Raw genomic sequence first — 13,067 nt, 5'->3', positions numbered from 1 at the left:
GATTCCAGCCTCTGCTTCGCCCGCTGCTGGGGCGTCGGCCTGGCGGATGACGATGCGGACCCGAGGTCATCCCGTCGAATGAGATCGGGTCCGCATGCGCTCAGAGAGCTCGTTGCCAGCCGCCGGCGTAGGACACCGGGACGAAACCGATCGCCTCGTTGATGTCCAGCATCGGCCGGTTCTCCTCCGCGTTGAAGGTGGAGACCACGGAGGAGTCGGGCATCAACTCCCGCCAGCGCAGCAGATTCGCGCATTTGACGATCGTGCCGAGACGGTGTCCTCGGTGGGCTTTGCTCACCAGAGTGCCGAACTGATGCGTGACCCCGGTGCGGTCGGCTGCGATGAGGAGTTCGTTGTATGCGACGAGTTCTCCGGTGGGCACATGTTCGACGGCGACGACCGATACGGTCTGACCCGCCCCGAGCAGACGCGCTTCGCGACGTACCACCCGCTCGGCGTCCCAGGACTCCTCGGGGAAGTCCATGTCGCCGCTCGGTGCATCCGTCGACAACCGCGCGAGAACCCCGGCGAAGCCGTCCCGCAGCTCCGGTGGCGTCGGCATGTCCCACTCGACGACGCGATAGTCGGCCCCGGCCACCGCGAGGGCATCATCCAGCGCAGTCCGAAGGGGTGCGGGGTCGCTACGGAGGTCGTACTCGCTGTTGCGCTCGACCTGCTCCAGCACGAACCCGTTCCCCTCGGCCAGATCGGAGAGCGGAGTAGCCGGGATACGCCCCCACCCGGTGCGCGGCACGATCATCCGGTCGGACTGCTTCGGCCGGTGGAGGGACCAGAGCTGCAGAAGGGTTCGACCTTGCGCACGTGCTTCTGATTCAGCTCGGGTGAGCAGCGCGTTCTCGACGCCCCGCCCCCAGTGGGCTTCCGGAACGAGCAGGTCGAGCTCGGCCGCGTGGGCTTCAGCCTCCTGCGCGAAGGAGATCGTGATCATCCCGACGATCTCGTCGCCCAGGCGCGCGACGAAGCCGAGGTCGAGCGAATCGGTGTCATCCTGCCAATCCGGCAGCATCTGCGCGGCGTCCGGAGCGAGATCGGGCAGACCGACCTGCTCGTCGCAGATTCGCCGGTTGAGTTCGCCGTATGCGCGGAAGTCCGCGGCGTCGTCATCGTCCAGGGAGACCGGCACCACCAGGGGGGTGATCGTCGGTTCGATGGTCGTCATGTCGTTTCCTTCGAGTGGGGCTTCCGGGTGAGCCGGTGTGCGGAGCGGGTGCCCGCATTCGCCCGTGAGGACCACGGGCGAATGCGGGGCAGGGAGATCGGAGCGTTCACGGTTGGCTGCCCGTCAGCGCATCCCCCGCTGCAGGTCGAACGTCAGCAGGGCGGACGACTCGGCGGCGGAGCGGTGGCGCTGCTCTCCGAGGAGGAACAGCTCGGACGGGTCGAGGTACAGGCCGCGGCGTTGCCGCTGCGGGCGCTGCGCCCTCTGGAACAGCCAGAGGCCGATCCGGAGGGAGAGACGATCCGCGAGCGAGAGTCGGCGCAGTTCGTCGGGGCGGGGGATCTGGAGGACCTCACGGTCCTCGATATCGGGCGGATGGGAGACGCTGCGGGGCAACGTGGTGTTCACGGTGATTCCTTCGTGAGTGATGGTGGGATGGGGTGCGGAAGCGCCGACGCACGACCGCTGAAACAGTCGGGACGGTGCGGAAGGATGCGGCTCGTCGGGTCCGCGAAGAAGCGGATGCCGAAGGCGGCGGAAGATCCGTGATCTGGAGCAGATCAGGGGATGGGGCGCGGAACGAACGACCGGAGACGGCCCACTACAGGCCGGGAATCTCGGGGTGCGGTTCTAGCAGAGCGCGCTCGAGCGGACGCCGGCGGTTACCGAGAACGCAGGGCGCGGCGCGAAATGCGCGGGCGCGGTGAGGCCAGTGGCCTGTGCGTTGAGCTGAATCATCATCGGTAACCTCCTTTCGTGTGGCGATCCGGAGGCCACCGTAGCGAACGTGCCCCGGAGACGTCAAGCATGTCGCCACGGACTCGGCGTGTCGCGACCACGTCGGGTTCGTGGAGCATCCGCGCGGGATGACCGTTCCGGCCCGGAATTCCGGTAGCGTAGCCGCGTGATTCTCCCCGGACGAGCGGTGCCCATATGCATCTGAAGAGCCTGACGCTCAAGGGCTTCAAGTCGTTCGCACAGCCGACGAGTTTCGTCTTCGAGCCCGGTGTCACCTGCATCGTCGGTCCGAACGGCTCCGGCAAGTCGAACGTCGTCGACGCTCTCGCCTGGGTGATGGGGGAGCAGGGTGCGAAGACCCTTCGCGGCGGCAAGATGGAGGACGTGATCTTCGCGGGCACGTCGACTCGCGGTCCGCTCGGGCGCGCCGAGGTGCAGCTCACCATCGACAATGCCGACGGCGCCTTGCCGATCGAGTATGCCGAGGTGACGATCAGCCGCACGCTGTTCCGGAACGGCTCGAGCGAGTACGCGATCAACGGCGAGGGGTGCCGCCTTCTCGACCTGCAGGAGCTCTTGAGCGACTCCGGTCTGGGGCGAGAGATGCACGTGATCGTCGGCCAGGGGCGACTTGACACCGTTCTGCAGGCCTCTCCGGAAGATCGACGGGGCTTCATCGAGGAGGCGGCCGGAATCCTGAAGCATCGGCGACGAAAGGAGAAGACCCTTCGCAAGCTCGATGCCATGCAGACCAATCTCACCCGTCTGAGCGACCTCGCCGGAGAGATCCGACGCCAGCTGAAGCCCCTCGGGCGCCAGGCCGAGATCGCGCGCGAGGCGCAGACCATCGCTGCTGTCGTCCGTGATGCGAAGGCGAGGATCTTCGCCGACGACGTGGTCGCGCTGCGCACCGCTCTGGCCGACCACACGCGCACCGAGCACGAACGCCACACCGAACGCCTGGTGCTGTCGGACCAGGCGGAGACGGTGCGAGCCAGCATCGCTCGTCTCGAACACGAGCAGAACTCGGTCGCCGTCGACGAGGCGCGTAGCGTCGCTTTCGGCCTCGAGCAGGTGCAGGAGCGAATGCGCGGACTGTACACGCTGGCGAATCAGCGCCTCGCGCTGCTCGGATCGGAGGAGGATGACGCCGCTGTCACCACGGTCTCCGTGACCCAGGCCACCATCGACGAGGCGAAGGAAGAGATCGATGTGATCTCGGCCGGTCTTGGCGATGCGCAGGACGCTGCCGCGTCGGCAAGCCGCGAGGTGGTGCAGGCTCGTGCCGAGCTGGACACGCTCGACGTGGACATCGCCGAGCAGAGTGCACTCGTCTCCGAGTACGACATGCGCATCTCCGCTCTGCGCGGCACGGCCGACGCAGCTGCTTCCGCCCTCGCCGCGGTGCGCGGGGCCGTGCTTCGGCAGGAGAACGCGCTCGAAGCGGCGAACGTGCGTCGACGGGAGGCCGCCGAGGCGCTCGAGGCGATCGACGATGCCGAGGCGCCAGAGGGCACCGCTGTCGAGTATGCCGCGGCCTACGAGAGCGCTCAGCGGGCGTCCACGGCAGCGGAAACGGAGCGGGAGACCCTCCGCGAGCGCCTCCACACCGCTGAGCGCGAGGTCGATGCCCTGACCGCGAAGGCTGCGGCTCTGAGCAGTGCGCTGGCGCTGTCGGGTGGGGCGGCAGAGGTCGTCGAGGCCGGCGGTCGGGGAGTGCGTGGCCTGGTCGGCGATGCGGTGCAGGTCCGCGCCGGCTTCGAAGCAGCGATCGCGGCAGTGCTGGGTCCGCTCGCCGAGGGCGTGCTCATCGATACCGCAGCCGATGCCTTCGCGCAGGCCGAGCAGGCGGCCCAGCATCGCCGCGGAGTGGTCGACTTCGTCGTCGCAGACGTACCAGGCGCCCGGTCCGTGGTCGTCGCACCGATCGACGGTGTCACGCCTGCGGTGGATACCGTCACCGCACCCGAGGGTGTTCTCGGCGTCCTGTCCCACGTCCTCGTCGCGAACGACCTGGACGCGGCTCGTGCGGCACGCACGGCGCTGGACACCGCGGGTGACACGTCCACGACGATCGTGACGATCGGTGGCGATGTGATCACGGCGCACACCCTGCGAACAGGGTCCGGGGGCGAGCGCTCCCGGCTCGAGCTCGCCGCGGAGCGGGATGCCGCAGCGGAGCGACTCGCCGAGGTCCAGATCGTGGTCGACTCGCTCCGCGAGGCTCGGGAGGATGCGAACGAGGCGGTGGAGACGGCGCGACGCCAGGCGAAGGACGCGCTGCGCGTTCTTCGCGAACACGATGCCGCCCTCGCCACCCATGCGGAACAGGTGAACCGCGTCACGGTGCGACACGAAGCCGCGGTCGCCGAATGCGAGCGGCTCGAGACCGGGCTCGCCCAGGCGCAGGATGCCGTCGCCGACGCCGAGACGAAGGCCACGGAGGCCGCAGTCGCACTGGACGAGGCGATCGCGACACCGCGCCCTGTGCTCGACGCTTCCGCCCGCGATGGACTCCTGGAGGCGCTCGAACGCGCCCGGGAGGGAGAAGTGCGATCACGCCTCGAGATCGAGACGCTGCGCGAGCGGGTGCGAGCCGCCCAGGCAAGGGTGGCGAGTCTCGAACGGCAACGTGAACAGGAACGGGACGCCGCGGCTGAGGCCGCACGCCGCGCCGTGATCCGTCGTGCCCAGCGCGAGGCCGCTTCCGGCGTGGCCGACGAACTCCCGCGCATCCTCGACTCTCTCGACCGATCGGTCACCGAAGCCCGGGTGGCTCTCGCTGAAGCCGAGGCCGCACGGTCGGCGCAGAACCAGGAACTCGTCGCCCTGCGCGCCCAGGAGACGTCGCTCCGGGAACGCCTGTCGGGGCTCACGGAGAGCGTGCACGGGCTGGAGCTGCAGATCCACGAGAAGAAGCTGCACTTGAGCAGCCTGCTCGAGCGGGTGTCGTCCGAGCTGTCGCTCGACGAAGATATTCTCGTCGCGGAATATGGACCCGATCAGCTGGTTCCTCGTGATCCGGGTTCGGAACCAACCGCCGAGGACGCGCACGACGCCACCGCGATCCCGTTCGACCGTCGCCTTCAACAACGTCGTCTCGCGGAGGCGGAGCGGAAGCTCACGCAGCTCGGCCGGGTGAATCCGTTGGCGCTCGAGGAGTTCGCTGCGCTCGAACAGCGCCATGCGTTCCTCACCGAGCAGCTCGCCGACCTGACGCAGACGCGGGAGGACCTCCTCACGATCATCGCCGACCTCGACGAGCGGATGGAGACGATCTTCGCGAGTGCCTTCGAAGACACGAAAGAGGCCTTCGGGCAGGTCTTCCCGCTGCTGTTCCCCGGTGGGACCGGGAGCATCGCTCTGACCGATCCCGAGAACTTGCTGACCACCGGAATCGAGGTGTCGGTGCGTCCGGTCGGGAAGAAGATCGAGAGGTTGTCGCTGCTCTCCGGCGGTGAGCGTTCGCTGGCAGCCGTCGCTCTGCTCGTGGCGATCTTCAAGGCGCGGCCGAGCCCGTTCTACATCCTCGACGAGGTCGAGGCGGCGCTGGACGACGCGAACCTCGGGCGCCTGCTCACGGTGTTCGAGCAGCTCCGGGAGAGTTCGCAGCTGCTCATCATCACCCACCAGAAGCGCACGATGGAGATCGCCGATGCCCTCTACGGCGTCTCCATGCGTCAGGACGGCGTATCCGCGGTCGTCGGGCAGCGAGTCGGAGACAGGGCGGCCGCCGCAGTGTGACCGATCGGGGCCGGCTTCGCGGTCGATCCCCTCCTCTACCCGTAGGCTGGAGAGATGGCGGAGAAGTCCTGGTCACTCGGTCGCGCACTGCGCGGCATGTTCGTCAAACCCACGATCGATGAGACGACGTGGGAGGACCTCGAGACAGCGCTGATCACCGCGGACTTCGGTCCCGACATCAGTGAGCGAGTCGTCGAGGAGCTGCGGGCGAAGGTCGAGAGGTATCGCACCACCGATCCTCAGGACCTCCAGCGGATGCTCAGGGAGACCCTCGAGGAGCACTTCGCGAAGTTCGACACCACGCTCAAGCTCACCGAACGCCCTGCCGTCGTGCTGGTCGTCGGAGTCAACGGCGTCGGCAAGACGACGACCATCGGGAAGTTCACCAAGTTCCTCCGCGGTTACCAGCGCAGCGTCGTGGTCGGGGCGGCGGACACGTTCCGCGCCGCCGCGGTGGATCAGCTCGCCACCTGGGCCCAACGCGGAGGCGCGGCGATCGTCCGCCCCCAGCAGGAAGGTCAGGACCCCGCGTCCGTGGCATTCCAGACCGTCGAGTACGCCAAGCGCGAGGGTATCGAGATCGCGATCATCGATACCGCCGGGCGTCTGCACACCAAGGGCGGTCTCATGGACGAGCTCACCAAGGTGCGACGTGTCATCGAGAAGCAGGCCCCTATCAGCGAGGTCCTTCTCGTCCTCGACGCGACCACGGGGCAGAACGGCGTGATGCAGGCCGAAGCTTTCCTGCAGCACGCAGGCGTCACCGGGCTCGTCCTCACCAAGCTCGACGGATCGGCCAAGGGCGGGTTCGTGCTGGCGGTTCAAGAGCGCACCGGTATCCCCGTGAAGCTGCTCGGGCAGGGGGAGGGGATCGACGATCTCACCGGATTCACCCCGCATGTCTTCGTCCAATCCCTGGTCGGCTGAGGACGGGACTACCGCCGTGAGCATGAGGCTGGTTTCATAGCGTTATGGCCATCGAACACGACTACTTCGGACTCCTGTCCTCGGGCCCCGACGGCTCGATCTTCTGGTCGGAGACCGTGGAGCTCGGTGACCAGAGCGTCACCGTCGATCTGACCGCCCCCGACCAGGATGATGTGTCCGCCGACGCGCTCGACATCGCCGCGGGTCTCATCGCCGGCCTCGAGAACGTGGACGGGACGGCACGTCGCGGCATGCTGGCGGAGGTGGACGACCGGACGAGCGAGGTGACCGAGTACATCCTGCAACAGCAGGAGGAGTACGGAGATGACCTCCCGGATGTCCTCGTCGACGTGTCCGGTGATGCTGCGGTGGACATCATCCGGTCGCTCCGGCTGATGAGTATGACGATCCTGGCCGACGAGCATGGCGGTTCGGAACCCTTCGCCGTACTCGAATACGCCCTGGACGACAGCTCGTCCGACGACGTCCTGCTCGTCAACCTCGGCTCGGACGGGTCGGTCCAGTCCGTGATGAGCGCTGACTGAACCGCAACCGTTGCCGGTGACGCCGGCGATCGTGGCAGGTCAGACCGCCTGCGCGAATCCGAGGTCCGCGCTCTCGGCGATGTGCGCGAGGTGATCGGGGATCTGCCGCCCCTTCGACACCATCGATTGTGCCCACAGACGCCCGGCACGATAGGACGAACGTACGAGGGGACCGGCGAGCACGCCGAGGAAGCCGATGCGTTCGGCCTCTTCCTTGAACTCCACGAACTCGGCCGGCTTCACCCAGCGTGAGACGGGGTGATGGCGCGGTGACGGACGCAGATATTGCGTGATCGTGATGATGTCGCATCCTGCGTCATGGAGGTCGTGCAGTGCCTGGACGACCTCCTCCGGTTCCTCGCCCATTCCCAGGATGAGGTTCGACTTCGTGATCAGACCGGCGTCGCGGGCCTGGGTCAGAACGTCGAGTGAGCGCTCGTAACGGAACGCGGGACGAATGCGCTTGAAGATGCGCGGAACGGTCTCGACATTGTGCGCGAACACCTCCGGGCGGGCTTCGAAGATCTGCCCGAGGAAGGCCGGATCGGCGTTGTGCTCGTTGGCGAGCAGCTCGACGCCGGTATTCGGGTTGAGCTCGTGGATCTTCCGCACGGTCTCGGCGTTGAGCCACGCGCCGGTGTCCGGAAGGTCGTCGCGTGCGACGCTCGTCACGGTGGCGTAGCGGAGGTTCATGCGCACGACGCTCTCGGCGACGCGGCGGGGCTCATCGGTGTCGTAGGCGTCCGGCTTTCCGGTGTCGATCTGGCAGAAGTCGCAGCGTCGGGTGCACTGCGAACCCCCGATGAGGAACGTGGCCTCTCGGTCCTCCCAGCACTCGTAGATGTTGGGGCAGCCGGCTTCCTGGCACACCGTGTGCAGGTCTTCGCTCTTCACGAGCGAGTGCAGCGCGGTGTACTCGGGGCCCATCTTCGCTCTGGTCTTGATCCACTCGGGCTTCCGCTCGATCGGGGTCTCTGCGTTGCGGATCTCCAGTCGGAGGAGCTTGCGTCCTTCGGGGGCGGCGGTCATGCGGGAACTCCTGCGTACTCGGTGAGGAAAGCGGTCGTGACGTGATCGACGAGGTCGGCGGGGGAGACGTCGGCCCCCACGACCTCACTCACGGTGGTGACACCGGCATCTGTGATGCCGCAGGGGATGATGCCGCGGAACCCTCCGAGGCTGTTGTCGCAGTTGATCGCGAAGCCGTGCATCGTCACGCCCTGCTGCACACGTACTCCGATGGCCGCGACCTTGTCCTCCGAGAGAGGTCGACGAACCCAGACTCCGCTGCGTCCGTCGACCTGGTATCCGTCGACCCCGAGAGGGCGGAGTACATCGATCAGGATGCGCTCCAGCCGCCGCACGTGCGCGACGACGTCCATCGGTTCGGGGAGCCGGACGATGGGGTAGCCGACGAGCTGACCCGGTCCGTGCCAGGTGATCTTTCCCCCGCGGTCGACATCGATGACAGGCGTGCCGTCCCGAGGTCGCTCGTGTGCCTCGGTACGCTTCCCGGCGGTGTAGACCGCCTCGTGTTCGAGCAGGATGAGTGTGTCCCGGCGGGTCCCGTCCACCACGCCCGCGTGGATGCGGCGCTGCAGCTCCCACCCGTCGGCATACGGGACGAGGTCGGGAGCGAGTCCCGGCGTGAGGATGTCGAGCATGCGCCCTCCCATCGACGATGCGTATTTGGATTGCGTCCAACAATACCTCCGAAAGCGGGTTAAGGTGCATATCCGTCGCGCGCGGTAGCGTGAGCACATGAGTTCCACCGGCCGTGCAGGGCGCCCCAAGGCGTCGTCGCGCGAGACCCTCGCGGAAGCAGCCTGCGAGCTCTTCCTCGAGCGCGGCTATGAGGGGACCTCGGTCGCCGACATCACCCAGCGGGCAGGCGTGAGCCGGTCGAGCTTCTTCAATTACTTCACCTCGAAGAGCGACGTGTTGTGGTCCGGCGTCGACGAGCGGATCGGACAGGCGATCGAGTCGCTCGATGAACTGGGGACGCACGCGACCGCCGATGCCGTACGTGGCATCCTTCTGCTCGTCGTCCGAGGCTTCGCGCCGGACGCTCTGGCCCTCGCACTCCGCAACGCAGCCGCCATGGGGGTCGAGGACGAACTCGTGCGCGACACCGGCTTGCGTCTGGCGAGACTCGCCGCGGCGGTGTCACGTGCGGCCCGGCACTCCGGGGCGGGCGTGGTGCGCGCCGATGTCCTCGGCGCCGCGCATGCTGCAGCCGTCTTTTCGTCACTGCGCGTCTGGGCCGAGCAGGGCGCCGGGCGGGGAACTCCCGAAGGCGTGCTCACCGACGCGCTGGGGATGATCCGTGTCCTGCCCTGGTCGGAATGACGTCCCGCGGAGAGTCGGGTCCGCGCCGCGCTGAGGGTGGTGGCTCCGCTCGCGTAGAATCGACAGCACCATGGCTACCTTTGGCACGCTCTCCGATCGGCTCACTGAGACCTTCCGCAACCTTCGCACGAAGGGAAAGCTCACCGCGGCAGATGTCGACGGCACCGTGCGCGAGATCCGTCGCGCGCTGCTCGATGCCGACGTCGCGCTCCTCGTCGTCAAGGACTTCACCGCCAAGGTGCGTGAACGCGCGCTCGGCGACGAGGTCAACAAGGCGCTGAACCCCGCGCAACAGGTCGTGCAGATCGTGAACGAGGAGCTGATCCAGATCCTCGGCGGCGAGCAGCGCCGACTGCAGTTCGCGAAGACCGCTCCGACCGTGATCATGCTCGCCGGTCTGCAGGGTTCCGGTAAGACAACTTTCGCGGGCAAGCTCGCGAAGCAGCTCGAGGGCGAAGGGCATACGCCGCTCCTGGTCGCTGCCGACCTGCAGCGTCCCAACGCCGTCAACCAGCTCCAGGTGGTCGCCGAGCAGGCTGGTGCCGCGGTCTACGCCCCGGAGCCCGGCAACGGCGTCGGTGATCCGGTGAAGGTGTCGCGCGACGGCGTCGAGTACGCGCGACGGCAGCAGCACGACGTCGTGATCATCGATACAGCCGGACGTCTCGGCGTCGATGCCGAGCTCATGAAGCAGGCCGCCGACATCCGGAAGGCGGTAAACCCCGACGAGGTCCTGTTCGTCATCGACGCGATGATCGGTCAGGACGCGGTGAACACGGCCAAAGCGTTCCAGGAAGGCGTCGATTTCACCGGCGTCGTGCTGTCGAAACTCGACGGTGACGCACGTGGTGGTGCCGCTCTCTCCGTGGCGTCCGTGACCGGGCGTCCGATCATCTTCGCGTCGACGGGTGAGCGCCTCGAAGACCTCGAGCCGTTCCACCCCGACCGCATGGCGAGTCGCATCCTCGACCTCGGCGACATCCTGACCCTCATCGAGCAGGCCCAGCAGGCCTTCGATGAGGAAGAGGCCATGAAGGTGGCCGAGAAGCTCGCGACGGAGGCCTTCACACTCGAGGACTTCCTCGAGCAGCTGCAGCAGATGAAGAAGATGGGGTCGATGAAGAAGATGCTCGGGATGCTCCCGGGCATGGGTCAGATGAAGCAGCAGCTCGAGGACTTCGACGAGCGTGAGATCGATCGCACCGAGGCCATCATCCGTTCGATGACGCCGGGGGAGCGGCGAAACCCGAAGGTGCTCAACGGCTCCCGCCGTCTGCGTATCGCGCGTGGTGCCGGCATGACAGTCACGGACGTGAACCAGCTCGTGCAACGGTTCGAGCAGGCGGCGAAGATGATGAAGACGGTGGCCCGAGGAGGCACGCCCAACATCCCCGGCATGGGGGCGGTGCCCGGCATGGGGCGTCCCGGTGCGTCCTCGAAGCGTGGGAAGGGCAAGAAGGGCAAGTCGTCCGGCGGCTCTCGTTCGGGCAACCCGGCCAAGCGCGCCGCGGAGAACGCGGGTGTCACCTCCTCTGCGGCGCCGACGGGGTCGGGCTTCGGGCTGGGCAACGGCGCCTCCCAGGCTCCCAGCGAGGCCGATCTGGCGGAGATCCAGAAGCTCTTCGGCAAGGGCTGAGCCTGCTCAGCGCGGTGCGGTGAGCACGGGCGCGATCGCCGATGCTGCGGGATTTCCCGCTCCCGTTCCCGGACGCGCGACGATCTGGCCCAGCGCCAGCGCACCGAGCGTCATCACGAATCCGATCGCCTGGAGCGGGGTGAACCACTCACCCGCGACGAGCGCCCCGAGCAGGGTCGCGACGAGCGGGGAGAGCAGCGCGAGCAGCCCCGGCACGATCACCGGCAACTGCTGGATCCCACGGAACCACAGCGAGTAGGCGACGATCCCTCCCGCTGTGCCGAGCCACAGATACCCGAGCGTTGCCTCACCGTCGATCCGCGACGGCACTCCTTCGACGAACAGAGTGACCGGCAGCAGGAGAAGACCTCCGGCGCTGAGTTGCCAGCCGGCGTAGGTCACGGGGCCGACCCCGATCGGACTGCCCCAGCGCTTGGTGAGGATCATCCCCATGCCGGTCGCGGCGACACCGCCGAGCGCGGCGAGGACTCCCCAGAGATCGAGCTCTGCCGCAGGGCCGAGGACGACCACGGCGACACCCCCAGCCCCGACGACGGCGGCCATCGCGGTGATGGGTCGGATGCGTTCCTGCAGCACGAGGGCGCCGAGCGCGAGCACGATGAGGGGTTGGGCTCCGCCGACCGCTGCCGCCACCCCGCCGGGGAGACGTTCGGCCGCGAGGAACAGAAGCGGGAAGAACACGCCGATGTTGAGTGCGCCGAGTGTCATGGACTTCCACCACCACGCACCCTGCGGAAGCCGTCGGCTCAGGGCCACTGCGAGAAGCCCGGCGGGGAGCGAACGGAGGAGACCGGCGAACAGCGGGTGTCCGGGCGGGAGGAGCTCTGTCGTCACGAGATAGGTCGTCCCCCAGGAGATCGGTGCGAGGGCGGTGAGGAGCACGAGCGGCACGCGGTTCATATCTCCAGGGTGCGCGCCTCGCGCTGATGAGTCTAACGCATGGTTGTCACAGTAAACATGAAGATGGATCATGGATAGATGGAACTCCAACAGCTCCGATACGTGGTGGAGGTGGCCGCCACTTCGAGCTTCACCCGGGCAGCTGAGCGCTGCTTCGTGACTCAGTCGGCGCTCAGCCACCAGATCGCCGCGCTCGAACGGGAGCTCGGCCGCCGACTGTTCATCAGATCGAGTCGGAGCGTTCGCCTGAGCGAGGCCGGTGAAGTGTTCCTCGCTCACGCGCGCACGGCGGTCCGGGCGGCGGAGCAGGCGAGGGAGGTCGTCGCCGCCGTCGACGGCACCGTGGTGGGGACCCTTCGGATCGGCGTCATCCCGACGGTGACCGCGGTCGATCTCCCCGCCGTGCTCGTCGCGTTCCGTGCACAGCATCCACAAGCCAGGGTCGAGCTGCAGGTCGGGAACAGCGACACGCTCGCCACGCGCCTCCGCCGGGGTGATGTCGATGTGGCTCTTCTCGGTCTGCTCGACGGAGTGGAGCCGGTCGGCGTGGCGTCGCGCGCTCTGTCGCGTGACCGGCTGGTGGCGGCGGTCCCACGCGGACACGCCCTGGCAGGAGCGGGAGCAGTGCGAATCGAGGACCTTGCCGACCTGACCTTCGCCGACTTCCCCGCTGCGACCTCCGGCCGAGCGCAGAGCGACGCTGCGTTCGCATCCGCCGGTGTGGCGAGGGATGTCGCGTTCGAAGCCGATTCGGCCGCTCTCCTCCTCGGGCTCGTGGAGGCGGGGCTTGCGGTCACTCTTCTCGCACCCGGGACGGTGGCGCGATCGGGAGCCGACGTCGTGACCGTCGACGTGCTCGACGGTCCCCAACGGGTCGAGCACGTCGCCTGGGACGTGGCCGCGCCCCGGACAGTGGCCACGGCGTTTCTCGCGGTGCTGGACACCATTCGGTCGGAGCGCGAGGCCGCAGCGCAGCGTCCGGTGTGAGGGGCGTCGTGAGACGAGAGAAGCGGGTCCGGAGCTGAAC

At 67.7% G+C, this 13,067-nt stretch carries 11 protein-coding genes; 6 read left to right on the top strand and 5 right to left on the bottom strand.

Features of this window, described 5'->3' with window-relative positions:
- Nucleotides 1-100 precede the first annotated feature (100 nt).
- Together LC041_RS12000 and LC041_RS11995 are read right to left on the bottom strand one after the other, a co-directional pair.
- Nucleotides 101-1,180 (bottom strand): GNAT family N-acetyltransferase, encoded by a 1,080-nt coding sequence (locus LC041_RS12000; RefSeq protein ID WP_226533330.1) that lies wholly within the window; start codon nt 1,178-1,180, stop codon nt 101-103.
- A 123-nt stretch (nt 1,181-1,303) separates the two neighbouring features.
- On the bottom strand, nt 1,304-1,588 hold the full coding sequence (locus LC041_RS11995; RefSeq protein ID WP_226533329.1) for a hypothetical protein: 285 nt from the start codon (nt 1,586-1,588) through the stop codon (nt 1,304-1,306).
- Between the two features lie 525 nt (nt 1,589-2,113).
- Here LC041_RS11995 and smc point away from each other — a divergent pair.
- Genes smc through LC041_RS11980 form a run of 3 tightly spaced genes read left to right on the top strand, consistent with a single transcriptional unit; the run spans nt 2,114 to nt 7,134 of the window.
- Entirely contained in the window at nt 2,114-5,662 is a 3,549-nt protein-coding gene (gene smc / locus LC041_RS11990) for a chromosome segregation protein SMC (RefSeq protein WP_226533328.1), read from the top strand.
- A gap of 54 nt (nt 5,663-5,716) precedes the next feature.
- Nucleotides 5,717-6,589, top strand: coding sequence for a signal recognition particle-docking protein FtsY (gene ftsY, locus LC041_RS11985; RefSeq protein ID WP_226533327.1), 873 nt, complete (start codon nt 5,717-5,719; stop codon nt 6,587-6,589).
- A gap of 44 nt (nt 6,590-6,633) precedes the next feature.
- Nucleotides 6,634-7,134 carry a DUF2004 domain-containing protein gene (locus LC041_RS11980; protein WP_226533326.1) on the top strand — a complete coding sequence of 167 codons (501 nt, stop codon included), beginning with the start codon at nt 6,634-6,636 and terminating at the stop codon, nt 7,132-7,134.
- A gap of 39 nt (nt 7,135-7,173) precedes the next feature.
- On the opposite strand, the gene lipA is transcribed toward LC041_RS11980, so the two are convergent.
- Together lipA and lipB are read right to left on the bottom strand one after the other, a co-directional pair.
- A complete protein-coding gene (gene lipA / locus LC041_RS11975; RefSeq protein WP_226533325.1) occupies nt 7,174-8,163 on the bottom strand; it encodes a lipoyl synthase in 990 nt (329 codons plus the stop codon).
- Nucleotides 8,160-8,798: a lipoyl(octanoyl) transferase LipB gene (gene lipB / locus LC041_RS11970; RefSeq protein WP_226533324.1), complete on the bottom strand. Its 639-nt coding sequence runs from the start codon at nt 8,796-8,798 to the stop codon at nt 8,160-8,162. The genes lipA and lipB overlap by 4 nt, the downstream gene beginning before the upstream one ends.
- Before the next feature lie 97 nt (nt 8,799-8,895).
- On the opposite strand from lipB, the gene LC041_RS11965 reads away from it, so the two are divergent.
- Together LC041_RS11965 and ffh are read left to right on the top strand one after the other, a co-directional pair.
- Nucleotides 8,896-9,483, top strand: coding sequence for a TetR/AcrR family transcriptional regulator (locus LC041_RS11965; protein WP_226533323.1), 588 nt, complete (start codon nt 8,896-8,898; stop codon nt 9,481-9,483).
- Between the two features lie 70 nt (nt 9,484-9,553).
- The gene (ffh, locus tag LC041_RS11960; protein ID WP_226533322.1) at nt 9,554-11,119 is read left to right on the top strand and encodes a signal recognition particle protein; all 1,566 of its coding nucleotides are present in this window, start codon (nt 9,554-9,556) and stop codon (nt 11,117-11,119) included.
- Between the two features lie 6 nt (nt 11,120-11,125).
- On the opposite strand, the gene LC041_RS11955 is transcribed toward ffh, so the two are convergent.
- Entirely contained in the window at nt 11,126-12,040 is a 915-nt protein-coding gene (locus LC041_RS11955) for an EamA family transporter (RefSeq protein ID WP_226533321.1), read from the bottom strand.
- 78 nt (nt 12,041-12,118) lie between these two features.
- On the opposite strand from LC041_RS11955, the gene LC041_RS11950 reads away from it, so the two are divergent.
- A complete protein-coding gene (locus tag LC041_RS11950; protein WP_226533320.1) occupies nt 12,119-13,027 on the top strand; it encodes a LysR family transcriptional regulator in 909 nt (302 codons plus the stop codon).
- Nucleotides 13,028-13,067: the final 40 nt, after the last annotated feature.

The organism is Microbacterium paraoxydans (genome assembly GCF_020524545.1).
Taxonomy (GTDB): Bacteria; Actinomycetota; Actinomycetes; order Actinomycetales; family Microbacteriaceae; genus Microbacterium; species Microbacterium paraoxydans_C.
The sequence above is the reverse complement of the archived record's forward strand: the minus strand, read 5'-3'. Positions and strand labels throughout refer to the sequence as shown.

Coding starts and splice junctions, on each gene's coding strand:
- LC041_RS12000 (WP_226533330.1), bottom strand. CDS start 1,180: ATGACGACCATCGAACCGACGATCACCCCCCTGGTGGTGCCGGTCTCC.
- lipA (WP_226533325.1), bottom strand. CDS start 8,163: ATGACCGCCGCCCCCGAAGGACGCAAGCTCCTCCGACTGGAGATCCGC.
- LC041_RS11980 (WP_226533326.1), top strand. CDS start 6,634: ATGGCCATCGAACACGACTACTTCGGACTCCTGTCCTCGGGCCCCGAC.
- ftsY (WP_226533327.1), top strand. CDS start 5,717: ATGGCGGAGAAGTCCTGGTCACTCGGTCGCGCACTGCGCGGCATGTTC.
- LC041_RS11955 (WP_226533321.1), bottom strand. CDS start 12,040: ATGAACCGCGTGCCGCTCGTGCTCCTCACCGCCCTCGCACCGATCTCC.
- lipB (WP_226533324.1), bottom strand. CDS start 8,798: ATGCTCGACATCCTCACGCCGGGACTCGCTCCCGACCTCGTCCCGTAT.
- smc (WP_226533328.1), top strand. CDS start 2,114: ATGCATCTGAAGAGCCTGACGCTCAAGGGCTTCAAGTCGTTCGCACAG.
- ffh (WP_226533322.1), top strand. CDS start 9,554: ATGGCTACCTTTGGCACGCTCTCCGATCGGCTCACTGAGACCTTCCGC.
- LC041_RS11965 (WP_226533323.1), top strand. CDS start 8,896: ATGAGTTCCACCGGCCGTGCAGGGCGCCCCAAGGCGTCGTCGCGCGAG.
- LC041_RS11950 (WP_226533320.1), top strand. CDS start 12,119: ATGGAACTCCAACAGCTCCGATACGTGGTGGAGGTGGCCGCCACTTCG.